At 53.8% G+C, this 21934-nt stretch carries 24 protein-coding genes and 3 tRNA genes; 12 read left to right on the top strand and 15 right to left on the bottom strand.

Features of this window, described 5'->3' with window-relative positions:
- Nucleotides 1-121: 121 nt before the first annotated feature.
- From KGA69_RS19650 to KGA69_RS19640, 3 genes are all read left to right on the top strand, one after another.
- Nucleotides 122-1771, top strand: a complete 1650-nt coding sequence (locus KGA69_RS19650) for an OFA family MFS transporter (protein ID WP_045392522.1) — start codon at nt 122-124, stop codon at nt 1769-1771.
- Nucleotides 1772-1919: 148 nt separating this feature from the next.
- Entirely contained in the window at nt 1920-2555 is a 636-nt protein-coding gene (locus KGA69_RS19645; protein ID WP_015366898.1) for a carbonic anhydrase, read from the top strand.
- Between the two features lie 153 nt (nt 2556-2708).
- Nucleotides 2709-3365, top strand: a complete 657-nt coding sequence (locus KGA69_RS19640; RefSeq protein ID WP_213292604.1) for a carboxymuconolactone decarboxylase family protein — start codon at nt 2709-2711, stop codon at nt 3363-3365.
- A 156-nt stretch (nt 3366-3521) separates the two neighbouring features.
- Here KGA69_RS19640 and KGA69_RS19635 read toward each other — a convergent pair whose 3' ends face one another.
- The 3 genes from KGA69_RS19635 to KGA69_RS19625 all read right to left on the bottom strand — a co-directional run bounded on the left by KGA69_RS19635 (nt 3522) and on the right by KGA69_RS19625 (nt 5286).
- Complete coding sequence (locus KGA69_RS19635) at nt 3522-3731, bottom strand: YdgH/BhsA/McbA-like domain containing protein (protein WP_015366896.1); 210 nt, start codon at nt 3729-3731, stop codon at nt 3522-3524.
- Nucleotides 3732-4224: 493 nt separating this feature from the next.
- Nucleotides 4225-4578 carry an antibiotic biosynthesis monooxygenase family protein gene (locus tag KGA69_RS19630; protein ID WP_047042767.1) on the bottom strand — a complete coding sequence of 118 codons (354 nt, stop codon included), beginning with the start codon at nt 4576-4578 and terminating at the stop codon, nt 4225-4227.
- 21 nt (nt 4579-4599) lie between these two features.
- The gene (locus tag KGA69_RS19625; protein WP_049060422.1) at nt 4600-5286 is read right to left on the bottom strand and encodes a B3/B4 domain-containing protein; all 687 of its coding nucleotides are present in this window, start codon (nt 5284-5286) and stop codon (nt 4600-4602) included.
- Nucleotides 5287-5329: 43 nt separating this feature from the next.
- On the opposite strand from KGA69_RS19625, the gene KGA69_RS19620 reads away from it, so the two are divergent.
- Together KGA69_RS19620 and KGA69_RS19615 are read left to right on the top strand one after the other, a co-directional pair.
- Nucleotides 5330-5932, top strand: coding sequence for a cupin domain-containing protein (locus KGA69_RS19620; protein WP_049060424.1), 603 nt, complete (start codon nt 5330-5332; stop codon nt 5930-5932).
- Nucleotides 5933-6033: 101 nt separating this feature from the next.
- Entirely contained in the window at nt 6034-6351 is a 318-nt protein-coding gene (locus KGA69_RS19615; RefSeq protein WP_045392507.1) for a putative quinol monooxygenase, read from the top strand.
- A 53-nt stretch (nt 6352-6404) separates the two neighbouring features.
- On the opposite strand, the gene KGA69_RS19610 is transcribed toward KGA69_RS19615, so the two are convergent.
- The 3 genes from KGA69_RS19610 to KGA69_RS19600 all read right to left on the bottom strand — a co-directional run bounded on the left by KGA69_RS19610 (nt 6405) and on the right by KGA69_RS19600 (nt 6641).
- Nucleotides 6405-6481: transfer RNA gene (locus tag KGA69_RS19610), tRNA-Val, on the bottom strand.
- Nucleotides 6482-6484: 3 nt separating this feature from the next.
- Nucleotides 6485-6561 (bottom strand) — tRNA-Val (locus tag KGA69_RS19605).
- 3 nt (nt 6562-6564) lie between these two features.
- Nucleotides 6565-6641: transfer RNA gene (locus KGA69_RS19600), tRNA-Val, on the bottom strand.
- 249 nt (nt 6642-6890) lie between these two features.
- Between KGA69_RS19600 and KGA69_RS19595 the strand changes: the two genes are divergently transcribed.
- Nucleotides 6891-7460, top strand: a complete 570-nt coding sequence (locus KGA69_RS19595) for an LOG family protein (RefSeq protein ID WP_047042772.1) — start codon at nt 6891-6893, stop codon at nt 7458-7460.
- A gap of 85 nt (nt 7461-7545) precedes the next feature.
- Here the strand turns inward: KGA69_RS19595 and mdtK are convergent, their stop codons facing one another.
- Nucleotides 7546-8919, bottom strand: a complete 1374-nt coding sequence (mdtK, locus tag KGA69_RS19590; protein WP_015366890.1) for an MdtK family multidrug efflux MATE transporter — start codon at nt 8917-8919, stop codon at nt 7546-7548.
- A gap of 230 nt (nt 8920-9149) precedes the next feature.
- Here mdtK and KGA69_RS19585 point away from each other — a divergent pair, with 230 nt between their 5' ends.
- Nucleotides 9150-9785 carry a riboflavin synthase gene (locus tag KGA69_RS19585; RefSeq protein ID WP_015366888.1) on the top strand — a complete coding sequence of 212 codons (636 nt, stop codon included), beginning with the start codon at nt 9150-9152 and terminating at the stop codon, nt 9783-9785.
- Between the two features lie 52 nt (nt 9786-9837).
- Here KGA69_RS19585 and cfa read toward each other — a convergent pair whose 3' ends face one another.
- Nucleotides 9838-10986, bottom strand: coding sequence for a cyclopropane fatty acyl phospholipid synthase (cfa, locus tag KGA69_RS19580; protein WP_045392498.1), 1149 nt, complete (start codon nt 10984-10986; stop codon nt 9838-9840).
- 298 nt (nt 10987-11284) lie between these two features.
- Complete coding sequence (punC, locus tag KGA69_RS19575; RefSeq protein ID WP_045392495.1) at nt 11285-12469, bottom strand: purine nucleoside transporter PunC; 1185 nt, start codon at nt 12467-12469, stop codon at nt 11285-11287.
- A gap of 112 nt (nt 12470-12581) precedes the next feature.
- On the opposite strand from punC, the gene punR reads away from it, so the two are divergent.
- Nucleotides 12582-13493 (top strand): DNA-binding transcriptional activator PunR, encoded by a 912-nt coding sequence (punR, locus tag KGA69_RS19570; RefSeq protein WP_015366885.1) that lies wholly within the window; start codon nt 12582-12584, stop codon nt 13491-13493.
- A gap of 20 nt (nt 13494-13513) precedes the next feature.
- Here punR and purR read toward each other — a convergent pair whose 3' ends face one another.
- Nucleotides 13514-14539 (bottom strand): HTH-type transcriptional repressor PurR, encoded by a 1026-nt coding sequence (purR, locus tag KGA69_RS19565; RefSeq protein WP_015366884.1) that lies wholly within the window; start codon nt 14537-14539, stop codon nt 13514-13516.
- A 295-nt stretch (nt 14540-14834) separates the two neighbouring features.
- On the opposite strand from purR, the gene KGA69_RS19560 reads away from it, so the two are divergent.
- Complete coding sequence (locus KGA69_RS19560) at nt 14835-14924, top strand: cytochrome bd-I oxidase subunit CydH (RefSeq protein ID WP_032705726.1); 90 nt, start codon at nt 14835-14837, stop codon at nt 14922-14924.
- 159 nt (nt 14925-15083) lie between these two features.
- Nucleotides 15084-16250, top strand: a complete 1167-nt coding sequence (locus KGA69_RS19555) for an MFS transporter (protein WP_015366882.1) — start codon at nt 15084-15086, stop codon at nt 16248-16250.
- 49 nt (nt 16251-16299) lie between these two features.
- On the opposite strand, the gene sodB is transcribed toward KGA69_RS19555, so the two are convergent.
- Complete coding sequence (gene sodB, locus KGA69_RS19550; protein WP_015366881.1) at nt 16300-16881, bottom strand: superoxide dismutase [Fe]; 582 nt, start codon at nt 16879-16881, stop codon at nt 16300-16302.
- Between the two features lie 478 nt (nt 16882-17359).
- Here sodB and KGA69_RS19545 point away from each other — a divergent pair, with 478 nt between their 5' ends.
- A complete protein-coding gene (locus tag KGA69_RS19545) occupies nt 17360-17815 on the top strand; it encodes a helix-turn-helix domain-containing protein (RefSeq protein WP_045392492.1) in 456 nt (151 codons plus the stop codon).
- Here KGA69_RS19545 and KGA69_RS19540 read toward each other — a convergent pair.
- Entirely contained in the window at nt 17812-18687 is an 876-nt protein-coding gene (locus KGA69_RS19540; protein ID WP_045392489.1) for a C40 family peptidase, read from the bottom strand. The two genes, KGA69_RS19545 and KGA69_RS19540, sit on opposite strands and share 4 nt — an antisense overlap.
- 339 nt (nt 18688-19026) lie before the next feature.
- Here KGA69_RS19540 and KGA69_RS19535 point away from each other — a divergent pair, with 339 nt between their 5' ends.
- Nucleotides 19027-19374, top strand: a complete 348-nt coding sequence (locus KGA69_RS19535) for a Grx4 family monothiol glutaredoxin (RefSeq protein ID WP_045392486.1) — start codon at nt 19027-19029, stop codon at nt 19372-19374.
- A 52-nt stretch (nt 19375-19426) separates the two neighbouring features.
- On the opposite strand, the gene rnt is transcribed toward KGA69_RS19535, so the two are convergent.
- The 3 genes from rnt to KGA69_RS19520 form a co-directional block, all read right to left on the bottom strand.
- Nucleotides 19427-20071: a ribonuclease T gene (gene rnt / locus KGA69_RS19530; RefSeq protein WP_045392483.1), complete on the bottom strand. Its 645-nt coding sequence runs from the start codon at nt 20069-20071 to the stop codon at nt 19427-19429.
- 266 nt (nt 20072-20337) lie between these two features.
- Nucleotides 20338-20745, bottom strand: coding sequence for a lactoylglutathione lyase (gloA, locus tag KGA69_RS19525; protein ID WP_045373539.1), 408 nt, complete (start codon nt 20743-20745; stop codon nt 20338-20340).
- Between the two features lie 79 nt (nt 20746-20824).
- Entirely contained in the window at nt 20825-21922 is a 1098-nt protein-coding gene (locus tag KGA69_RS19520) for an alkene reductase (protein WP_045392480.1), read from the bottom strand.
- Nucleotides 21923-21934: the final 12 nt, after the last annotated feature.

The following is a 21934-nucleotide window of genomic DNA, read 5'->3' as shown; positions in this document are numbered from 1 at the left end:
GCTTGCTCGCTTCAGTCACCATTTTCTGTTCGTTTTTTCAGCAGGTGGCATTGTTCTTGCCTTTACCGTTTGCCATCGGCTGCTGCGATAGCCGGCAAACAAACATGATAAGGACAGGAATATGGTGCAGATAAATGAGAATCTCGCGACTCCGCCCGTTTCATCGTTGAGTCGTTTTTTTGCTAAGCCCCGCATTATTGCTAAACCTGGATTTAACCGCTGGTTGGTCCCACCGGCGGCGCTGGCGGTGCATTTGTGCATTGGTATGGCCTACGGCTTTTCCGTCTACTGGCTGCCAATGTCGCAGCTGATCGGCGGCAGCGCGCCGCTGCAGTGTCCGGTCGATATGTCATTCTGGCAGCAACTGGTTACCCGCCAGTGCGACTGGAAAATTTCCCTGCTTGGCTGGACCTATACGCTGTTCTTCGTTTTTCTCGGCTGCTCCGCGGCGCTCTGGGGGAGCTGGCTGGAGAAGGTTGGCCCGCGTCTGGTGAGTTTCGTTGCAACCCTTTGCTGGTGTGGCGGCCTGCTGCTGGCGAGCGCGGCAATCTATTTTCATCAGCTGTGGCTACTGTGGTTGGGCGCCGGTGTGATTGGCGGCATTGGCCTGGGGCTTGGCTATATTTCGCCGGTCTCAACGCTGTTGCGCTGGTTTCCCGATAAGCGGGGGATGGCCGCGGGAATGGCGATCATGGGCTTCGGCGGCGGGGCGCTGGTGGGTGCACCGCTGGCGAATTGGCTGATTAATTTTTTCGCCGATGGTCAGGAAAGTGGGGTATGGCAGAGCATTCTGGCGCTGGCGGTGATTTATGCGCTGTTTATGCTCTGTGGGACATTCGGCTATCGCCTGCCGCCGATGGGCTGGCATCCGCGCGGCGCGAAAGCGCAGCAAGTCATCGGCAAACAGCCAACCATTCAGGTTCACGTCAGCGTCGCGTGGCGCACCCCGCAATTCTGGCTGCTGTGGCTGGTGCTGTGGCTCAACGTTACCGCCGGGATCGGCATTCTCGGCATGGCCTCGCCGATGCTGCAGGAGATTTTTGCCGGTAAGTTACTATCGCTGGATCTGGGCTGGCAGGAACTTAATACAGAACAGCTGAAGCGTATCGCGACGATGGCGGCGGGATTTACCGGCCTGCTCAGCCTGTTTAATATTCTGGGGCGCTTTTTCTGGGCTTCTGTTTCCGATATGTGCGGTAGGAAGGTCACCTTCGCGCTGATCTTCTTTCTGGGAACCCTACTTTACGGCACGCTGCCGCTCATTAACCACGGCGGCTACGTGGCGTTTTTTGTCTGTGCGCTTTGCGTGATTATCTCTATGTACGGCGGCGGGTTCGCGACCATCCCGGCGTATCTCGCCGATGTATTTGGCTCACAAATGGTTGGCGCGATCCATGGCCGTCTGCTGACTGCCTGGTCGGCGGCGGGGATCAGCGGCCCGGTGCTGGTCAACTATTTGCGCGAGTACCAGCTGGCGCAAGGCGTGGAACCCGCGAGAATTTATGACATCACGCTGCTGGCGTTGACCGGGTTGCTTATCATCGGCTTTATTTGTAATCAGCTGGTTCGGCCGATTTCGCAGAAATATGCCATGACCGCGGAGCAACAGCAGCAGGCGAGGGGCCTGTATACTATCAATAAAGACGCGCAGCTGAGCTGGGAACCGACGCCCGCGCCGCTGCTGCTGACGCTAAGCTGGCTGGCGGTCGGCATACCCTTGCTGTGGGGGATGGGCACCACCTTGCAACAAGCGGTGAAGTTCTTTATGTAGACCCACAGAGGCAAGCGCCCAAAGGAGAGGTTGGGTGCTTATTGCGCAGCTATTACCAATAACGATTCCCATTCTGCGCTTCGGTGATACACTAGCTAAATGTGATCTTTGTCATATCGTAATTACTACAGAGAAAAGAGACACTGCTATGCAACATATCATTGAGGGCTTCCTCAACTTCCAGAAAGAGATTTTCCCGCAACGCAAAGAGCTCTTCCGCAGCCTGGCGTCGAGCCAGAATCCTAAAGCGTTGTTCATCTCTTGTTCCGATAGCCGCCTGGTTCCGGAACTGGTTACCCAGCAGGAACCTGGGCAGCTGTTCGTTATTCGTAATGCCGGTAATATTGTGCCCTCATTTGGACCGGAGCCGGGCGGTGTGTCTGCCACCATTGAATATGCCGTTGTCGCCCTTGGCGTGACGGATATTGTTATCTGCGGTCACTCCAACTGCGGCGCGATGAAAGCCATCGCCACCTGCCAATGTCTGGAACCAATGCCTGCCGTTTCCCACTGGTTGCGCTACTCCGACGCGGCGAAAGCGGTGGTTGAGAAGAAAACCTGGGCCAGTGAAACCGATAAAGTGAACGGTATGGTGCAGGAAAACGTCATTGCCCAGTTGAACAACATTAAAACGCATCCATCGGTCGCGGTTGGCCTGCGTGACAAAACCCTGCGTCTGCACGGGTGGTTCTATGATATCGAAAGCGGCGATATTCGCGCGCTGGATAAAGACACCAAAACCTTCGTTTCACTGTCGGAAAACCCGGAAGTCTACTTCGAATAATATCCCCCCAGGGCAAGGAAGCCCTGTGCATCGTAATAAATCATTCATGAACCTATCTCATAGGTCTGTTCGTTAACACCTGGCTAATCAACCCCCTGCCAAGTTTCTATAATCCTCTTCTCCTGTCGATACTTTCCGTTTGGAGAACAAACGATGCAAAACCCATTGAACGCGCGCCAACAGGCGCTGATCCCGGTCGGCGCCCTGGCCGCTGAAGGCAATATCGCGGCATTGGACCCGGCGCTGGAGACCGCGCTGGATACCGGCCTGACAATAAATGAATTAAAAGAGACGCTGGTGCAGTTGTATGCCTACTGCGGCTTTCCGCGGAGCCTGAATGCGCTCTCCTGCCTGATGAGGGTGATAACCGAGCGCCAGGCGCGAGGCGTTATTGATAACGAGGGGGCGACAGCGACCCCGTTACCGGAGAACTGGGATAGCCTGCAGGCCGGTAGCCGTAATCAGACACAACTGGTAGGGCAAACGGTCAGCGGACCGCTATTTGATTTTGCGCCGGCCATTGACTGCTATCTGAAGGCACATCTGTTTGGCGATATTTTCCAGCGTGACGTTCTGGATTGGTCGACGCGCGAGCTGGCGACGATCTCAATGCTGGCAGCGCTATCCGGCGTGGAAAGCCAGCTGAAGAGCCATTACGCGATTAGCCTGCACAACGGCCTGACGGCGCAGCAGCTGCGCGGATTTATTAACGTGTTGGCGACAAAAGTCAGCGCTGGGATAGCGGATAAGGCCTCGGTGGTGCTGGAACAAGTGGTTATTGAGCAGCAGCAGGATGGAAAAGGCGTTTAATGGCTGCGGTCTCTTCCAGCCGGTTGAATCATTGGCGGAGAGTACATCTCATTAATGGTTGGAAGAGGTGAACGACGGAGGGGACAACAACATTGTCTTCGCTAAAAAGCAGCGCGGCGCGCCAGAGAGAATGTCTGACGCGCCATGCTCGCACTATTATTTGCTCAGTTCGGCAGTCATATAGACGCGGTTATTGAACTGGGCGCTGGTGATTTTATAAGACGCGCCTTGCTCTGCAGCCTGCGCGGCAATTTTCGCTTCCGCACGGTCGAGGGTCGAAGCGGTTGCCGTCACGCTCTGCGCGAAAGCACCGAATGACATCAGGGACAGAACGGTAACAGCAGCAAAAGTTTTGATGGATTTCATGGTCATATTCCTTAAATTTTTTGTTTGGGGAGGAGCACTGTTGCTCCGATGTGATAAGAATAGAACCAATGCCGGTTGTTTAAAATCGAAACAATTTGCGTATCTCATTCAAAATTTATGATCAATATTGGCAGCGAATGTTTATCTGAAACGGAGGCGGGGATGATAGGGCGGGCTGATAGGGTGGCGGCTTTACAAAGCCACACAAATGTTGAAGGAACTTGCCGTAAAGCGTGCTACTCTCTATCTGAAGTTGTTGAATTTACTACGGAATGGTTAACGCCTGAAGGAGAACGCTATGGTAATGACCACGCTATCCCCCTTAGTAGTGACGCGTTGGAGTGAAAGCCCGGCGGTGCAGGAACTACAAGATACCCAATTGCTGCGGCCTTGGGCAAAAGCCACCGCCTGCTGTCGTAGCAAGAAAGCGTGGAAGAGGCGTTATGTCACTCGCCAGAAACAGGCCGAATAAACCGAAACGGTATTTGCCGGTCTATTCCTGGTGTTGCGGTTGATAGCGTAGTGGATACTCCGCAAGTGGATGGGGCAGGTTCATATTATGGCTGCCCTCAATCTCGGCAACGATGGTTTGATAACCGGCAATCCAGCGTTGCCCCTGCGCTTTAGCCTGCTGGTGTTGCAGATGGTTCATCATCATTTCCATAGACTGTCGGTCACGCCAGTAGTAATTATTGATGATTCTGCCGCTGGCGGCATCATGATAGCTCTCCATCCCGATAAACCCTTCTAGCGACCGGGTGTAGCGTTCGATTACGCCGTCCAGTTGATAAAAGTCGTCGTCGTACTCTTTCTTCTCGAAGATAAAACTGGTTAAAAATAGTGACATCGCCTGCTCCTGTGCCTGCCTTTACAGACTGATTAACGTGGACTGGTGACTCAGGCCGGGCATCATCTGCTCCAGTCCCTCGGTAAGCATCCGCCCGGCCTCATGCAGCGCTTCGAGCGGCATTTCCGGCAGGCTTTCCAGAATAAACCACATCTGCGGGTCGCGAGCGCTCAGACGGGTGCGAACTCCCTGTCGCCAATTCCAGCGGCGGCAGGTAACGCCGCGATCGTCACGCCAAATGACTTCTCCCGGTTCCGCTGATTCAACGACGGCTAAGCCTTCCTTCATCGTATCAAAAAGCTCAGAACCGTCGGCGATAACCAGACGCGGCGCGCCGCAATAGGCGGCGATGTTCTCACCCCCGACCGGAACGGCATACCGCAGGCTGACGGCATTGTAGAGGTCAACGACCGGGTCAATTGCCGGCATGGCGCCCTCGCGCAGCACGCGTTTACGCAACGCCTCCGCGGAGCAGGGCGTGCGTTTTGGCTTAGCGCCAAACGCTTTGAATACCGTAGACCAAGCAGTGAGATGATCTTCCGCCCAGGCGGGCTGTCCGGCTAATACCGCCTGACAGGCTGTGGCCAGCGCGGCTTCACCTATAGAAGCATCACGTGGCGGCGCAGCGTTGACGGTAATACTCAGCGCCCGAAACCCCGGGGCGATCGCGGCTAACTGTGGGCTAATTGACGGTAATGGGTGAGACATTGCATAATCCTGTAACGACTGATTTAGAGCATAATATCGACCGATGAACAACAAAGTCAATATAACGACCGATAATAGCAACGATCTAAGCCGCATTAATGAGGCGGTATCGCGGCGTATTAAGCAGTTTCGACGCGAAAAGAAGATCTCTCTCGACGAGCTTTCCCGTCGCGCAGGCGTCAGTAAAGGGATGCTGGTGGATATCGAAGGGTGTCGGGCGAATCCCAGTATCGCGTTGTTGTGCAAAATCGCTGCGGCGATGGGGGTGTCGGTGGCGGAGTTTGTCAACGTCGCCAGTGAACCGATGGTCCATCTTATCGACCGTGACGCAATTCCGGTATTATGGCGCGGCGAGCAGGGCGGCAGCGCCAGACTGCTGGCCGGCACCAGCGGACCGGATATGCTTGAGCTCTGGCAGTGGCGGATGCTGCCTGGCGAATCGTTCCGTTCGCCGGGGCACCCGGCCGACACCTTCGAACTGCTATATGTGACCGAGGGAGAACTCACCCTGACGGTGAATAATGACCAATATCAGGTGGCAGAGGGATGTTCTGCGGTAGCGCGTACTGATGCGCCGCATGAATATTGTAATGTTAGCCAGTTGCCCGTCGTCTTTACCATGACGGTGTATGAGAAAGGGCGCTGACGCGGACTCTGGCGTAATTCTGGCTTCACCACTACGCTCAATAATTCACGCCCTGGATAGAGATAGTATCCAGGGGAACGCGGTGAGCCAGAGGAAGCCTTATGAGTGAAGTCAAAATTGTTGCCACGCTGACCCCTTATCCTGAATATATCGATACCATCAGAAATGCGGCATTAGCCATGGTGCCGCCGACGCACAGAGAAGCAGGGTGCCTGCAATACGACCTGCACGAAAGCCGGGAGATCCCTGATGTCAGGCAGCTTTCCCAACAAGGAAAGATCTCATTTGTGTTTATTGAGCGTTGGCGTTCGGAAGACGATCTGAAACAGCACGTTGCGATGCCCTATCATGATGATTTTCTGGCGATACTGGACGGTAAACTGGAGAGTATTCAGGTACAGCGATTGATGGCGTTGTAGATAAAAGCAAGAGGAAAAAAGAGAAGTGCGCACCAAATCAATAATGATTGAAATGGTGCGTCCGAGTGGACTCGAACCACCGACCCCCACCATGTCAAGGTGGTGCTCTAACCAACTGAGCTACGGACGCAAATGGTGCGTTTAATTGGACTCGAACCAACGACCCCCACCATGTCAAGGTGGTGCTCTAACCAACTGAGCTATAAACGCAAATGGTGCGTTCAATTGGACTCGAACCAACGACCCCCACCATGTCAAGGTGGTGCTCTAACCAACTGAGCTATGAACGCAATGTTGTGGTGACAACGGGGACGCATATTAACGGCAGGGAGGCCATGTGGCAAGAGGCAAACGTCACTTTTCTTGCAGAATAGACGCGTTTGCAGAACTTTTATCCATATCGCCCATATTTTACTGATGATAAAGGATATTTCTTCAGCAATATCCCGCTTCGTTGCGTTTTTCTGCCCGGATTGGCAGGGGAGACGCTCACCGACTTTATGCTAGAGTGTGCGGCAAATAAACGACGGAGCGCAGTAATGAAAGCAATTGGCATTTTTTGTGGTTCTTCTACCGGGGACAACCCGATTTATCAGATTTACGCGCAACAGGTTGGCAAGGCGCTGGCGCAAGCCGGGGTGGAGCTCGTGTATGGCGGTGGTAAAGTGGGACTCATGGGCGCCGTGGCAGATGCTGCATTAGAACACGGCGGGCGGGTCATTGGCGTGATGCCGCGCGGGCTGGTGGAGCGCGAAATTGCGCATAGCGGACTAAGCGAGCTGCATGTCGTTGAGAATATGCATGAGCGTAAAAACAAAATGTCGCTGCTGGCGGACGGCTTCATTGCCATGCCGGGCGGAGCCGGAACGCTGGAAGAAATTTTTGAACAGTGGACCTGGGCGCAGCTCGGTATTCATGAAAAACCCTGTGCTTTTCTGAATGTGAACGGCTATTACAATCCGCTGCAGGCGATGGCGGAAAAAATGGCCGCCGAAGGGTTTATGCACCGCCGCTATGCTGAGATGCTGACTTTTAGCGATGATGTGCAGGAGATTTTGACCGCATTCCACCGCTATGAGCCGCCGCAGCGCAAATGGCTTGCGAAGTAGCGCTATTTTTAAGTCGATTTATTATTTAACGCCAAAAAAAGGGCAAACCGCGTCAACGGCTTGCCCTTTTATATAGCATTTCTGGTTAGCGCGCTGCGCGCTGCAGGATAACGCTGGACGGCTGACGCTGCAGGAAGCGCATGCGCAGCATCATCATGATGGCAGCGGAGGTCAGGCCGATGATAAAGCCGCACCAGAAGCCCGCAGGCCCCATCCGCGGCACCACAATATCGGTCAGCGCCAGCAGATAACCGCTTGGCAGCCCCAGTACCCAGTAAGCGGTGAAGGTAATAAAGAAGATCGACCGCGTATCTTTATAACCGCGCAGAATACCGCTGCCGATCACCTGAATGGAGTCGGAAATCTGATAAATCGCCGCCAGCAGCATCAGCTGTGAGGCCAGTAGCACCACCTCAGGGTTATCGTTGTACAGCAGGGCAATCTGCTTACGCATCAGGATCGTGAAAATCGCGGTGATCATTGCCATGCAGACGCCCACGCCGACGCCGGTACGCGCGGAGGTCTGGGCATCCAGCGTCGAGCCCTGGCCGAGACGAAAGCCAACGCGAATGGTCACCGCCGCCGCCAGCGAGAGCGGAAGAACGAACATCAGCGAACTGAAGTTGAGCGCGATTTGATGCCCTGCGACATCGATAATCCCCAATGGCGAAACCAGCAGCGCCACAACTGCGAACAGCGTGACTTCAAAAAACAGCGCCAGCGCGATTGGCAACCCCAGCTGTACCAGCCGTTTTAATACCGAAAAATCAGGTTTACTAAAACGCTCAGCGCAGCGGATATCGCGCATTGAGCGCGCGCGGCGTACCCAGGTCAGCATGCTGGCAAACATGACCCAGTAGACCGAGGCGGTCGCGACCCCGCAGCCGATACCGCCAAGCTCCGGCATGCCGAAATGACCATAGATAAAAATGTAGTTCACAGGAATGTTGACCAGCAGGCCGATAAAACCCATCACCATTCCGGGTTTGGTTTTTGCCAGCCCTTCGCACTGGTTACGCGCGACCTGGAAAAACAGATATCCCGGCGCTCCCCATAGCAGCGCACGCAGATACCCCACCGCTTTGTCGGCAAGTTGTGGGTCGATGTTGTGCATCGAGCTAATGATATAGCCTGCGTTCCACAGCACCACCATCACCAGTACGGAGACAAAGCCCGCCAGCCAAAAGCCCTGACGTACCTGCTGGGCGATGCGATCGCGGCGGCCGGAGCCATTGAGTTGGGCGATAACCGGCGTTAGCGCCAGCAGCAGACCGTGGCCAAACAGGATGGCAGGTAGCCAGATCGAGGTGCCGATAGCCACGGCGGCCATATCGGTTGCGCTATAGCCGCCGGCCATCACCGTATCGACAAAACCCATCGCCGTCTGGGCGACCTGCGCCAGAATGACCGGGATAGCCAATGCTAATAACTGACGCGCTTCTATAAAGTACTTCTGCACGTGAACACCTTTATATTGTTGTTATTTTGAGACTAAAAAAGCCGCCTTAAATGGCAGCAAGAAGAAAAAACAGGAGGAATTTCCAGTCTATTGTAGCGAGGATTAGCCATTAAGCCAGTGAAAAAATGGTGGGGGCACGATGCGCGCTGGCAACCTGTTTGGTCAACTGTTATTGTTCCGCGTATATATAACGGTAATGATACCGTCACGATTCTCAACAGGAGCAAAGTATGTTTACTGGTATTGTACAGGGGACTGCGAAAGTGGTGTCCATCGATGAGAAACCGAATTTCCGCACCCACGTGGTGGAGCTGCCGGCGCATATGCTCGACGGCCTGGAGACCGGTGCTTCGGTGGCGCACAATGGCTGTTGCCTGACCGTTACCGAAATTGACGGCCCGCGAATCAGCTTTGATTTGATGAAAGAGACGCTGCGGATCACCAACCTTGGCGCTATCCATGAAGGCGATATGGTCAACGTTGAGCGAGCGGCGAAATTCAGTGATGAAATCGGCGGCCATTTGATGTCCGGCCATATTATGACCACCGCCGAAGTCGTTAAAATCCTCACCTCGGAAAACAATCGCCAGATTTGGTTTAAGGTACAGGACCCGGCGCTGATGAAATATATCCTGTATAAAGGTTTCATTGGCGTGGACGGTATTAGCCTGACGGTTGGCGAGGTGACCCCGACTCGTTTCTGCGTGCATCTGATCCCCGAAACGCTGCAGCGTACGACGCTTGGGGTGAAAAAACTCGGCGATAAAGTGAATATCGAAATCGATCCGCAGACTCAGGCGGTGGTGGATACCGTGGAACGCGTGCTGGCGGCAAAAGAAGCGGCGCAAAAAAGCGCGGAAGAATAATTAAAAAAGCCCCCGTAGATGCGTATTTCTGCGGGGGCTTTTTTTAGCGAGTCTAGCGGGCTACGCGCAGGCCGTGTTCAACACCACGCGAGAAGACGACCTGCCAGAGCTGAATATCGCGGGCGCGGAAAGCACCGGCGCAGGCATTCAGATAATAGGTAAACATGCGTTTGAAACGGTCCGAATAGTTATCGGCAATATCCGGCCAACTGGCAAGGAAACGCTCGTACCAGGCCATCAAGGTGGTGTCATAATCGGCACCAAAGTTATGCCAATCTTCCATCACAAAATGCTTCTCGCTGGCATCGGCGATATGGCGTACCGACGGCAGGCAACCGTTAGGGAATATATATTTATTAATCCACGGATCGACGTTGTGATCGGTAATTTTTGAGCCAATGGTGTGCAGCAGAAAACGACCGTTTGGTTTTAAATTACGATCGACAACTTCAAAATAAGTGGCGTAATTTTTAGGCCCTACGTGCTCGAACATCCCGACGGAGACGATGCGGTCAAAACTTTCGTGGAGATCGCGATAGTCCTGCAGCAGAATATTGACATCTAATCCCGCGCAACGCTCTTGCGCCATTTTTTGTTGTTCAGCCGAAATGGTCACGCCGGTCACGCTGACGTTATAGTTTTTGGCCATGTAATAGGCCAACCCACCCCAACCGCAACCGATATCCAGCACTTTCATTCCCGGCTCAAGCTGCAGTTTGCGACAAATAAGATCTAATTTATCCTGCTGCGCCTGCTCCAGATTTTCGGCCTCTTTCCAGTATCCGCAGGAATATTGCATATAGGGATCGAGCATGCGGTGGAAAAGGTCGTTGCCTAAATCGTAGTGTTCTTTACCAACAATCCAGGCGCGTTTTTTGCTTTGCAGATTGAACAGACGAGCGCCAGCGATACGAAGCGTATCTTTGAAGTGGCGGGGGAGTTGCTTATCCAGCCCGGCGCGCAATACCTTGTGAAAGAATATATCCAGGCGTTCGCATTCCCACCAGCCGTCCATATAGCTTTCGCCTAATCCGAGAGACCCTTCCTGTAACACGCGTTTAAAAAAGAGCGGGTTTTTTACCCGGATATCGGAGGGTGCGGAACCATTGATTTCAATTCCGGCACGGCCCAATAATTCAGCTGCAATCCGGTACCAATCATCGTTTGGTACACTTACTTCTTCTATACACGATGAACTCATAGCTTCTCCATCACGCCCAAGTGATCAGAACCTTAAAACAGCGTAGACGCTTTTTTGGCTTTGTGAGAAATCTCACGAAAAAATCGTGAGGGTGCTATCCGACGTAGAACAGAGGAAGGGAGATAACCCTTGCCGAAAGGCCTTCCATGGTTAAACGGGCTGCGTCCTGCCCCCGTTAATATCTAAAAAACTTTCTATTTATGTGATGCCGGATCCAGTATAGGCCGCTAAAAACCGCCTTTCAATAAAAATATATTAGCAGGCTAATGACTGGTCCGGGATATCCTTTAAAAATTCATCAAGCGTGAGATGATTCGCTCACTAACTGTACGCGTCGTTGCTGCATCCAGAAACCGATGCCTGCCAGGACGATGGAAATCAGCATCACGCTGGTGGTGGTCAGAAGCGGAGTGGCGATAAGGCTTGAGACCAGCAGGCTTGCCAGGAAGCACAGGCCAAGCTGCAGCGTATTCTGCAGGGCGGCGGCGCGGCCGGTCGCCTGTGGAAAAGGTTTCAGCGCCTGGGCGACAACGATAGGGTAAATGCCGCCATTCACAATCGCCATGATGCAAAACGGAACCATTAACGCAACCAGCGACGGATGATCCTGTATTCCGGCAAGCCAGGTCGCGGCTACGCTCAGCGAAAAAACAACCAGCAGCCAGGGCAGCATCTGATGACCCTGCCATTTTTGCAGCGCCGCACGGCAGCCGTAACCGCCGATCAGGAAGGCGATAGTTTGCGGCACGTAGCTAAGACCAATTACCGTCGGACCATAGCCCATTTCATGGAGGATAAATGGCGAACCGGTGAGCCAGGCGAAGAAGCTGGCGGAACACGCCGCATAAATGAGCACGTTACCGCTATATTCACGTGAACGCAGCAGGGACATAAAGGTAATTTTCTGCTGGGTTTCGCCAGCAGGTTTGACGACCGCCTTCAGACGAAAAGCCGGCAGCATCAACAGTATGGTGATAGCGAACAGGGTGGCGAAGATAGCCTGCCATTCCAGATGGACTAACAGCCAGCTGCCGAGTAACGGCGCCAGCGCCGGAGAGAGCCCGACCAGTGGCATGATCGTCGCGAAAATGCGGTTGGTGCGCTGGGCCGGATAGTAGTCGGTCACCATCGCCTGCCAGGTCACCGCGGCGGCGCATACGCCAATCGCCTGGACAAAACGCAGTACCAGCATCAGCGTCGCATCGCGTACCCACAGCATCCCAAGGCAGCCAAGAGCGAAGATAGCCAGCCCGGCGAGCAGAATCGGTTTCCGACCATAGCGGTCCGACAGCGGCCCCCAGAACAGCTGGCCGATCGCGAAGCCCGCGAGGAATAAGCTCAAGCTGGCGCTAACCGATGCGGCAGAGGTGTTGAGGTCTTGCTGAATGGCGGCAAAGGCCGGTAGATACATGTCGGTGGCCAGAAAGCCAAGCACGCTCAGGCCGCCCAGCCACACTAAAAATCCTTTCCCAGGTTGTTGCATAACGTTCTCTTTCTACTGATGCAGGTACGATGCCGCAGAGTGTAGGGAGTGTAATCCGCCTTGTGAAACGCTATTATTTGTCACATGCATTCAAAAATTTTGCAGGCAGAATATGTGGTCTGAATATTCCTTAGAAGTGGTTGATGCTGTGGCGCGTAACGGGAGTTTCAGCGCCGCGGCGCAGGAGTTGCACCGCGTACCTTCGGCGGTGAGCTATACGGTGCGACAACTGGAGGAGTGGCTTGCGGTTCCGCTTTTTGAACGTCGCCATCGTGATGTTGAATTGACCCCCGCCGGGCACTGGTTTTTGCAGGAAGGACGTTCTGTTATCAAAAAAATGCAGATCACCCGCCAGCAGTGCCAGCAGATTGCTAACGGCTGGCGTGGCCAGCTGTCGATTGCGGTGGACGATATCGTTAAACCGGCGCGGATGCGCCAGATGATTGTTGATTTTTATCGCCATTTTAGCGATGTCGAACTGATCGTTTTTCAGGAAGTTTTCAACGGCGTCTGGGATGCGTTAGCCGATGGGCGGGTAGAATTAGCTATTGGCGCGACGCGTTCGATTCCGGTGGGCGGGCGTTACGCTTTCCGCGATATGGGGATGCTGAACTGGCATTGTGTCGTCGCCAGCAGCCATCCGCTGGCGCAGATGGAAGGGCCGCTCAGCGATGACGTGTTGCGCAACTGGCCGTCACTGGTGCGCGAAGATACCTCACGCTCGCTGCCGAAGCGCACAACCTGGCTGCTGGATAACCAGAAGCGGGTGGTGGTGCCGGATTGGGAATCTTCAGCCACCTGTCTTTCAGCAGGATTGTGCGTCGGGATGGTGCCAGGCCACTTTGCCCGCCCGCATATTGATAGCGGGGAGTGGACGGCCTTAACGCTGGAAAACCCATTCCCGGATGCCGCCTGCTGCCTGACCTGGCAACAAAGCGATGCCTCACCCGCTTTGAGCTGGCTACTTGACTATCTTGGCGACAGCGAAACGTTGAATCGGGAGTGGTTGCGGGCGCCGGAATAACCGGCGCCGGGGGGAGGGCGTTAGCGGCGATAATCGACGAACGGGCCGTCGGCAACCGAGCGGCGCTCGATAAGACGCGGATGTACCTCAATGGACTGCGACTCTTCACGTTTATTAACAATGCGATCGAGCAGCATATTGAATGCCGCTTCCCCGAGCGAGTCCTTTGGCTGATGTATAGTGGTCAGCGCCGGGCTGAAGTAGCGGGCGTTACGCACGTTATCATAGCCGATCAGCGAAATGTCCTGCGGTACGCGCAGGCCCATTTCGTCGGCGGCGCAGATAGCGCCCATCGCCATGATGTCGCCGCCGCAGAACACGGCGGTTGGGCGGTGCTGCTGATTGAGGATCTGCTGCATGGCGCGGTAGCCGGATTCCGGTTCAAAGTCGCCCTGAACAATCCAGTTTTCCGGCACATTGATATGCGCTTCTTTCATTGCCTGCATGAAGCCTGCCAGGCGTCCGGCACCGGTGTTACGCTCAAGCGGGCCCGGAATAACGCCAATTTCACGATGGCCGCGTTCAATCAGGTAACGGCCGGCGATATAGCCGCCTTCAAAGGCATTATCGATAACCGAGTCGGTAAAGTCCGCTTTGGCTTCACCCCAGTCCATCACCACCATCGGGATATGACGATACTCTTCGAGCATACTGAGTACGGACTCCGGGTACTCGGAACACATCACCAGCAGGCCGTCAACGCGCTTTTGCGCCATCATAGACAAGTAGGCGCGCTGTTTTTCCGGATCGTTCCAGGCGTTGCCCAGAATCAGGGTATAGCCTTTCTGGAAGCAGCTTTTTTCTACGGATTCGATAATTTCAGCGAAATAGGCCGCTTCGCTGCTGGTGGCCAGCAGACCGATCGATTTAGTGTGATTGACTTTCAGGCTGCGAGCCACGGCGCTTGGCGAATAGTGGAGTTCTTTAATTGCCGCCCACACCGCATTGCGCGTCTCTTCCGCCACGAAACGGGTTTTGTTAATCACATGTGATACAGTTGTAGTGGAAACGTTTGCGCGTTTCGCTACATCTTTAATAGTTGCCATTACTTCTCACTCCAGACCTTGACCTGATCGTCTGATTATCGATACGTAAACGTTTGCCTATACACACCCTGTATACAATGATCAACATTGCAACACCTGGGAAAACGACACAGAACGACAGGAAGGGGTCAATGGCCGATACGCTTTCAAATTAGCGTGGGATTTTGTCCTATCTCGCGGCAAAGGGGAAGAGCAAAAATGTGCATCACTCTAAATCCGGGAAGATTTTTGCATATTTTTGTGCAAAAATGAGCAAGCTCACTTTCTATGTGGGGATAATCAGGGGAGAAAATTGATGGACACAAATTTAAAGTTTTCGCTGACAACGACGGTTATTGTTCTGGGTCTGATCGTCGCCGCCGCGTTGACCGCGGTACTGCACTGATTCCAGCAGGGAGGGGGCTTCCCCTCCTATCCCGCCATTATTAGCAGATCTGCAAAAATCTTTTGTCATTTCGTTTACTTCTGTTTTTCTGTGATTGATGTCATGCTTTTGGCTTCTGATGTAATGCCGTGTCCTGAATCGGCCTGATGGAGTCTCTGAATGAAAATCAACTTTCCCTTACTCGCGTTGGCGATCGGTGCCTTTGGTATCGGTACCACTGAGTTTTCCCCGATGGGATTACTGCCGGTTATCGCCAAAGGCGTAGATGTTTCTATTCCGGCCGCGGGGATGCTGATTAGCGCCTATGCCATTGGCGTGATGGTCGGCGCGCCGTTAATGACGTTACTGCTGTCGCATCGCGCTCGCCGCAATGCATTGATCTTCCTGATGGGGATCTTCACCCTCGGCAACGTGCTCTCTTCTATTGCGCCGGATTACACGACGCTACTGCTGTCGCGCATTATCACCAGCCTCAATCATGGCGCGTTCTTTGGCCTTGGCTCGGTCGTTGCCGCAAGCGTGGTGCCAAAACACAAACAGGCCAGCGCGGTTGCGACCATGTTTATGGGGCTGACCATTGCCAATATCGGCGGCGTACCGGCTGCCACCTGGCTTGGTGAAACCATCGGCTGGCGAATGTCGTTCCTGGCCACGGCGGGTCTGGGGTTAATTGCGATGGTAAGCCTGTGGTTCTCCCTGCCGAAAGGTAGCGCCGGCGAGCGTCCGAACGTGAAGCGCGAGCTGTCGGTATTAATGCGGCCTCAGGTACTCTCTGCGCTGTTGACCACCGTGCTGGGCGCCGGGGCAATGTTCACGCTGTATACCTACATTTCTCCGGTACTGCATACCATCACCAACGCTTCACCGCTGTTTGTTACCGCCATGCTGGTATTAATCGGCGTCGGTTTCTCGCTTGGCAACTATCTGGGCGGTAAGTTTGCCGACCGTTCAGTCTCCGGCACTTTGAAAGGATTCCTGCTGTTGTTGATTGCCATCATGTTGGCTATTCCGCTGCTGGCGCAATCGCAACTGGGTGCTGCCGTCAGCATGGTCGTGTGGGGCGCGGCAACCTTCGCGGTCGTTCCGCCGCTGCAGATGCGGGTAATGCGCGTGGCGCACGAAGCGCCGGGCCTGTCATCATCGGTGAATATTGGCGCTTTCAACCTCGGCAACGCGTTGGGCGCGGCGGCGGGCGGCGCGGTGATATCCGGCGGTCTCGGGTATGCTTTTGTGCCGGTGATGGGGGCGATTATTGCCGGGCTGGCGTTGGCGGTGGTGCTGTTTGGCGGGCGTTCGCAACCAGAAGAAGCATTAGCGAATAACTAAGTCGCACTAAGAAAAACCGCAGCGGGGTAATCCTGCTGCGGTTTTGTTTTTATGCTGCCAGGTTAGCGGCAACAAATTTCCAGTTTACCAGCGCCCAGAAGTGTTCCAGATAATTAGGACGGGCATTGCGGTAGTCGATGTAGTAGGCGTGTTCCCAGACATCAACGGTCAGCAGCGGCGTCGCATCGGTAGTCAGCGGAGTGCCGGCGTTGCTGGTGGAGACGATAGCCAGGCTGCCGTCTGCGTTTTTAACAAGCCAGGTCCAGCCTGCGCCGAAGTTTTTCGCCGCGGCATCGGTGAATTTCGCTTTAAAATCAGCGAAGCTACCGAAAGATTTGTTAATCGCTGCGGCCAGTTCGCCTTCCGGCTCACCGCCGGCGTTCGGCGCCAGGCAGTTCCAGTAGAAAGTGTGGTTCCAGACCTGCGCTGCGTTATTGAAGACGCCGCCTTCAGAAGAGCGAACGATCTCTTCCAGAGATTTGCCTTCAAAAGCGGTGCCTTTGATCAGGTTGTTGAGGTTGGTCACGTAGGCCTGGTGATGCTTACCGTAATGGTATTCCAGGGTTTCTGCGGAAATGTGCGGCGCCAGGGCGTCTTTTGCATATGGTAATGCAGGTAATTCAAACGACATTGCTACTCTCCTTATAACTTTTTGTTTTTTCTCACATTAATTAGGTGAAAATTCACCTGAATACAGTATTTACTGTGTAACGCTGTCGCGAGTGTTACATGTTATTGTGTTGAGAATGTTAACATTTGCTGAAGTCAGTTAAAAGACTTACAACAACAAAGGTTATTCATTGCTAACGCGACTGATTAAGCCTTCGCCAGTCTGGCACATGGCGAGCGATATGATTCGCAAATTCCCCATCGACGCGCCTGCCTACGACTAAAACGCTTCGTATCTTCACCGCCTGTTATCTTTTTAGATCGCTATAAAACATTAGCTTGCGAGCATTATGCGTAATGGGAATGACTTTCATGCCCAATAATCATTAGGATTAATTTTAATTGTATGACAAATATAATTGTCTCTGCAGGCAACGGACCTCGGAGTAAGAAATCGTTATTGAACAAGCATAAAGCTCATAATTGATGGATGAAAAGAGATGGCGCACAAACATGAAATGGTCAGCGGACATATCATTCCGATCGTCGTAGATATTATCGAATGGATCGAAGACAACATTTTTACCGCGCTCCCCGTTACCGCGATCTCGCGAAAATCGGGTTATTCGCACTGGTACTTTCAGCGTCAGTTCGCGCTGATTACCGGTTATACGCTGGGAACGTATGTGAGCCGACGCAAAATGACCATTGCCGCCGGCATTCTCAAACAGACGAAGGATTCGGCGCTGAGTATCTCATTGCTGCTCGGGTTTGAAGGCCAGGCGACATTCTGCCGTACTTTCCGTCGTCATTTTGGTATGTCGCCGACCAGTTATCGCCGTCACCCCGCGCAACTGGAGGAGCGTATGCAGTATCCGCTGAATCTGCAAGAGGAGGGGAATATACAGCAGAACGGTATGCCGCCGCAGCGGCAAACCGGGATCGGCGTTTCTTAACGAATGGTTTTTGGCGTCATCACACGGCGCGCGCCGACGTAGTGGCGAACCCAATAATCTTCGCTTAAAGAGGTTATCTGGATGTCACGGCCGGTACGCGGCGACTGGATAAACTTTCCGTTTCCAACGTAAACGCCAACGTGGTCGGCGGTGCCGCGTCCGCGGGTGCGGAAGAAGACCAGGTCGCCGCTTTGCAGTTCATCGCGGTCAACCGGGCGGGCATCGCGCAGGTGATACATTTCGTTAGCGGTGCGCGGAATATGAATTTTAACCAGATCTTTATAGGCGTAATAAACTAGCCCGCTACAGTCAAAACCGGTGCGCGGAGAGGAGCCTCCCCAGCGGTAAGGCTTGCCTAGCTGATCCATGAGTTTATTCATCGCGGTGCTTTGCGCTTTTTGCACCCGGGCTTTGTGCGCATCGGCAATCGTCAGATTCGGTTCATCGGCAACAGGTTTACAGCGCTTTTTGTAGCCTTTACGCACTACGCATTTGCTTTTTACGCTGTTCAACGCCAGCGACGTTGCTTCGCTGGATGTTACCGTTTTCGCACACTGCTTTTTATAACCTTTGCGCAACACGCATTTTTTGGTGGCGCCGGCGGCTTGACGATTAAGTGCGGTTTGGCTTGCTGCGGTAGTACGGGTAGGGTGCTTTGCGCTTGAGGTTTTTTTACGGGTAGTTTTAGCGGTGGATTTAGATTTATTCTGTGCCGCTTTCTTCTTACGCTCGGCGGTGGAGCCTTTCGCCGGATGCGCCTTCGGCGTAGCCGAAGCGTGCGTATGCCCTGAAGCATGCGCCAATGGCGTAAGCGAGATAGATGTAAACAGTAATGCACAGAGCGATATCGCGATTTTATTGAGCCGCGCCACTGAGCAATCCCCTGATTAAATTACAGACATATACCAATGCCTGACGGTGAATGACAAACCGGAATGATTCTAAAGCATAAAAAGCCAGAAAGTTAATACTCTTTTGTATCTAAAATGTCGTTTGGTTAACGATTGCAAAAAAATAAGTCAGAGAATCGCCGACCCGTACAGAAAGTGCGCAATTCGCCTCGCGGCGGCGTTACAAAGTGATATTTTTAAGGCAACTTCAGACGACTGAAGATAAAATGTGGCGAGTGAAAAAAATGTTATTATCGGTCCTGCGTCCAGGACGCTACAATGACAAATTACTGCCGTAAAGATGTTTAAGGAAGCACGACAATGAGCACCACTTTAGAAACGATCCAACGTCAAATCGCTGAAAACCCAATTCTGCTGTACATGAAAGGCTCTCCGAAGCTGCCGAGCTGCGGTTTCTCCGCTCAGGCAGTGCAGGCGCTTTCCGCTTGCGGCGAACGTTTTGCCTACGTAGACATCCTGCAGAACCCGGATATTCGCGCTGAACTGCCGAAATACGCTAACTGGCCGACCTTCCCGCAGCTGTGGGTTGACGGCGAACTGGTTGGCGGTTGCGACATCATCATCGAAATGTATCAGCGCGGCGAACTGCAGCAGCTGATTAAAGAAACGGCTGCCAAGCACAGCGCTGACGAGCCGAAAGCAGAGTAATTCTTCGCTGCAAAGAAAAAGCGACTTCCCCGGAAGTCGCTTTTTTTATGGCTTATGCTTCGATCGGCGCTAGCGGCCAGCCGCCAAGGCGCTTCCAGCGGTTGACGATTTCGCAGAATAGCTGGGCGGTTTGCTCGGTATCGTACAACGCGGAATGGGCCTTGCTGCCGTCAAACTCCATTCCTGCGGCGATGCAGGCTTTAGATAATACGGTTTGCCCTAAGGCCAGCCCGCTCAGTGCGGCGGTATCGAAGGTCACGAAAGGGTGGAACGGATTGCGTTTCAACCCGGCGCGCTCGGCGGCGGCCATCGTGAAGCTGTGATCGAAAGTCGCGTTATGCGCCACCATTATCGCCCGGCTGCAATCGCTCTCTTTCATCCCTTTGCGGACCATCTTAAAAATAGCGTGCAGCGCATCGTATTCGCTTATCGCGCCGCGTTCAGGATCGTTTGGGTTAATTCCATTGAAAGCCAGCGCTTCTGGCTGCAGGTTGGCCCCTTCGAAGGGAGCCACGTGAAAATGCAGCGTTTCGTCCGGCATTAGCCAGCCCTGCTCATCCATCTTCAACGTAATAGCGGCGATCTCCAGCAGGGCGTCGGTTTTGGCATTAAACCCGGCGGTCTCAACATCAATCACCACTGGGTAAAAACCGCGAAAACGGCCGCACAGACCATTAAGTTGAGCGTTCTCGGACATCAGATTCTCTTAGCTGGAAAAAAGTAGCGCGCATTATGGCAAATTTTGCCGCGGCTTGCAGCAGGAAGGGAGAAAACATCGGGCGCGAACGCGCCCGATGAAATTGATGATAAACGTCATGCAATCAGTGGGATTTCAGATTGCATTAGACAAATAACAAGGAAAATCAATTTATTGATTTTCGGCTGATAACCACAAAGAAGGAAAAACCACGCTTTTTCCTTCTTTGTCAGCAGCCTGAAGGGCGCGAATGCGCCCGAATTAACTTAGTTGCCGAGACCTTTTCCGGCATCTTTCTCTTCGATCAGCTCAATTTTGTAGCCGTCCGGATCTTCAACAAAAGCGATAACCGTGCTGCCGCCTTTCACCGGACCTGCCTCGCGAGTGACATTGCCGCCGTTCTGACGAATACGTTCGCAGGCTTCCGCCGCGTTATCGACGCTCAGCGCAATGTGGCCATAGGCGGTACCGAGCTCGTAGCTATCAACGCCCCAGTTATAGGTCAGTTCGATAACCGCGGTATCGCTCTCTTCGCCGTAGCCGACGAAAGCCAGCGAGTATTTGTATTCAGGGTTTTCGCTGGTACGCAGCAGCTTCATGCCCAGCACGTTGGTATAAAACTCAATAGAACGTTGCAGGTCGCCAACGCGCAGCATGGTGTGAAGTAAGCGCATAATTTCCCCTATGCAGTTTGTTTTGATACATCAGAGTCTTGAGTATAGCGGCGATGGTACGCCGCTATCAATGGAGGGATTACAGGGTTGGATAATCGGTATAACCTTCCGCGCCGCCGCCGTAGAAGCTTTCCGGGCGCTGCGGGTTCAGCGCCGCTTTCTTCTGCAGACGCGCCACCAGATCCGGGTTGGCGATGTAATCGCGGCCAAAGGCCACGGCATCGATCAGTCCTTTATTGATAAGGTCGTTGGCTTTCTCCACCGTGTAGGCGCCAGCGCCGATAATCGCGCCCGGGAAACGATCGCGAACTTTCTGGCGGAATTCGTCGCTATATGGTTGGCCGCCGGCCCAGTCTGGTTCGGACATATGCAGATAAGCGATACCGCGTTTCGCCAGTTGCTCAATAAGATAGAGCGCATCGGCTTCTTCGTTCGGGCCGTTATCGACGTTCTGGAAACTACCGATTGGCGACACGCGAATGCCGATACGGTCGGCGCTCCACTCTTTGCTGACGGCATCGACCACTTCCAGCACCAGACGGGCACGGTTTTCAACGCTGCCGCCGTACTGGTCAGTACGCTGGTTAGAAGAAGGCGACAGGAACTGGTGCAGCAGATAACCATGCGCGGAGTGCAGCTCTACCAGATCGAAACCCACATCGCGGGCATTGCCTACCGCCTGACGGAAGTCATCAACGATGCCTGGGATTTCGTCCGTTTCCAGCGCGCGCGGCATCGACGTATCGACGCGAATGGCATGACCGTTTTCATCACGCAGCGAAGTACGCGTGCCTGCGCTCAGCGCCGATGGCGCAACCGGCGCGGCGCCGCCCGGCTGCAGACTGTTATGAGAAATACGCCCGGTGTGCCACAGTTGCACGGCGATATGACCATTTTCAGCATGAACGCCAGCGGTGATTTTTTGCCATGCGGCCATTTGCTCTGGGCTATGCAGGCCCGGCGCGCCGGCATAGCCTTTCGCCTGGGCGGAAATTTGCGTCGCTTCGGTGATAATCAGGCCGGAGCTGGCGCGCTGACGATAGTACTCAGCCATCAGCGGAGTAGGGATGTCGCCAGGCTCGATGCTGCGCAGACGGGTCAGCGGAGCCATAAATACGCGGTTAGGTACGGTCACCGCACCGACTTTTAACGGGCTGAACAATTTAGATTCTGACATAATGACTCCTGA

The organism is Klebsiella sp. A52 (genome assembly GCF_018388785.1).
Lineage (GTDB): Bacteria > Pseudomonadota > Gammaproteobacteria > Enterobacterales > Enterobacteriaceae > Klebsiella > Klebsiella aerogenes.
This window is presented reverse-complemented; position numbering and strand designations above follow the sequence as displayed.

Excerpts from the sequence above, each read along its gene's own strand:
- KGA69_RS19650 (WP_045392522.1), top strand. The coding sequence starts at position 122 with ATGGTGCAGATAAATGAGAATCTCGCGACTCCGCCCGTTTCATCGTTG.
- KGA69_RS19645 (WP_015366898.1), top strand. The coding sequence starts at position 1,920 with ATGCAACATATCATTGAGGGCTTCCTCAACTTCCAGAAAGAGATTTTC.
- KGA69_RS19640 (WP_213292604.1), top strand. The coding sequence starts at position 2,709 with ATGCAAAACCCATTGAACGCGCGCCAACAGGCGCTGATCCCGGTCGGC.
- KGA69_RS19635 (WP_015366896.1), bottom strand. The coding sequence starts at position 3,731 with ATGAAATCCATCAAAACTTTTGCTGCTGTTACCGTTCTGTCCCTGATG.
- KGA69_RS19630 (WP_047042767.1), bottom strand. The coding sequence starts at position 4,578 with ATGTCACTATTTTTAACCAGTTTTATCTTCGAGAAGAAAGAGTACGAC.
- KGA69_RS19625 (WP_049060422.1), bottom strand. The coding sequence starts at position 5,286 with ATGTCTCACCCATTACCGTCAATTAGCCCACAGTTAGCCGCGATCGCC.
- KGA69_RS19620 (WP_049060424.1), top strand. The coding sequence starts at position 5,330 with ATGAACAACAAAGTCAATATAACGACCGATAATAGCAACGATCTAAGC.
- KGA69_RS19615 (WP_045392507.1), top strand. The coding sequence starts at position 6,034 with ATGAGTGAAGTCAAAATTGTTGCCACGCTGACCCCTTATCCTGAATAT.
- KGA69_RS19595 (WP_047042772.1), top strand. The coding sequence starts at position 6,891 with ATGAAAGCAATTGGCATTTTTTGTGGTTCTTCTACCGGGGACAACCCG.
- KGA69_RS19585 (WP_015366888.1), top strand. The coding sequence starts at position 9,150 with ATGTTTACTGGTATTGTACAGGGGACTGCGAAAGTGGTGTCCATCGAT.
- cfa (WP_045392498.1), bottom strand. The coding sequence starts at position 10,986 with ATGAGTTCATCGTGTATAGAAGAAGTAAGTGTACCAAACGATGATTGG.
- punC (WP_045392495.1), bottom strand. The coding sequence starts at position 12,469 with ATGCAACAACCTGGGAAAGGATTTTTAGTGTGGCTGGGCGGCCTGAGC.
- punR (WP_015366885.1), top strand. The coding sequence starts at position 12,582 with ATGTGGTCTGAATATTCCTTAGAAGTGGTTGATGCTGTGGCGCGTAAC.
- purR (WP_015366884.1), bottom strand. The coding sequence starts at position 14,539 with ATGGCAACTATTAAAGATGTAGCGAAACGCGCAAACGTTTCCACTACA.
- KGA69_RS19560 (WP_032705726.1), top strand. The coding sequence starts at position 14,835 with ATGGACACAAATTTAAAGTTTTCGCTGACAACGACGGTTATTGTTCTG.
- KGA69_RS19555 (WP_015366882.1), top strand. The coding sequence starts at position 15,084 with ATGAAAATCAACTTTCCCTTACTCGCGTTGGCGATCGGTGCCTTTGGT.
- sodB (WP_015366881.1), bottom strand. The coding sequence starts at position 16,881 with ATGTCGTTTGAATTACCTGCATTACCATATGCAAAAGACGCCCTGGCG.
- KGA69_RS19545 (WP_045392492.1), top strand. The coding sequence starts at position 17,360 with ATGGCGCACAAACATGAAATGGTCAGCGGACATATCATTCCGATCGTC.
- KGA69_RS19535 (WP_045392486.1), top strand. The coding sequence starts at position 19,027 with ATGAGCACCACTTTAGAAACGATCCAACGTCAAATCGCTGAAAACCCA.
- rnt (WP_045392483.1), bottom strand. The coding sequence starts at position 20,071 with ATGTCCGAGAACGCTCAACTTAATGGTCTGTGCGGCCGTTTTCGCGGT.
- gloA (WP_045373539.1), bottom strand. The coding sequence starts at position 20,745 with ATGCGCTTACTTCACACCATGCTGCGCGTTGGCGACCTGCAACGTTCT.
- KGA69_RS19520 (WP_045392480.1), bottom strand. The coding sequence starts at position 21,922 with ATGTCAGAATCTAAATTGTTCAGCCCGTTAAAAGTCGGTGCGGTGACC.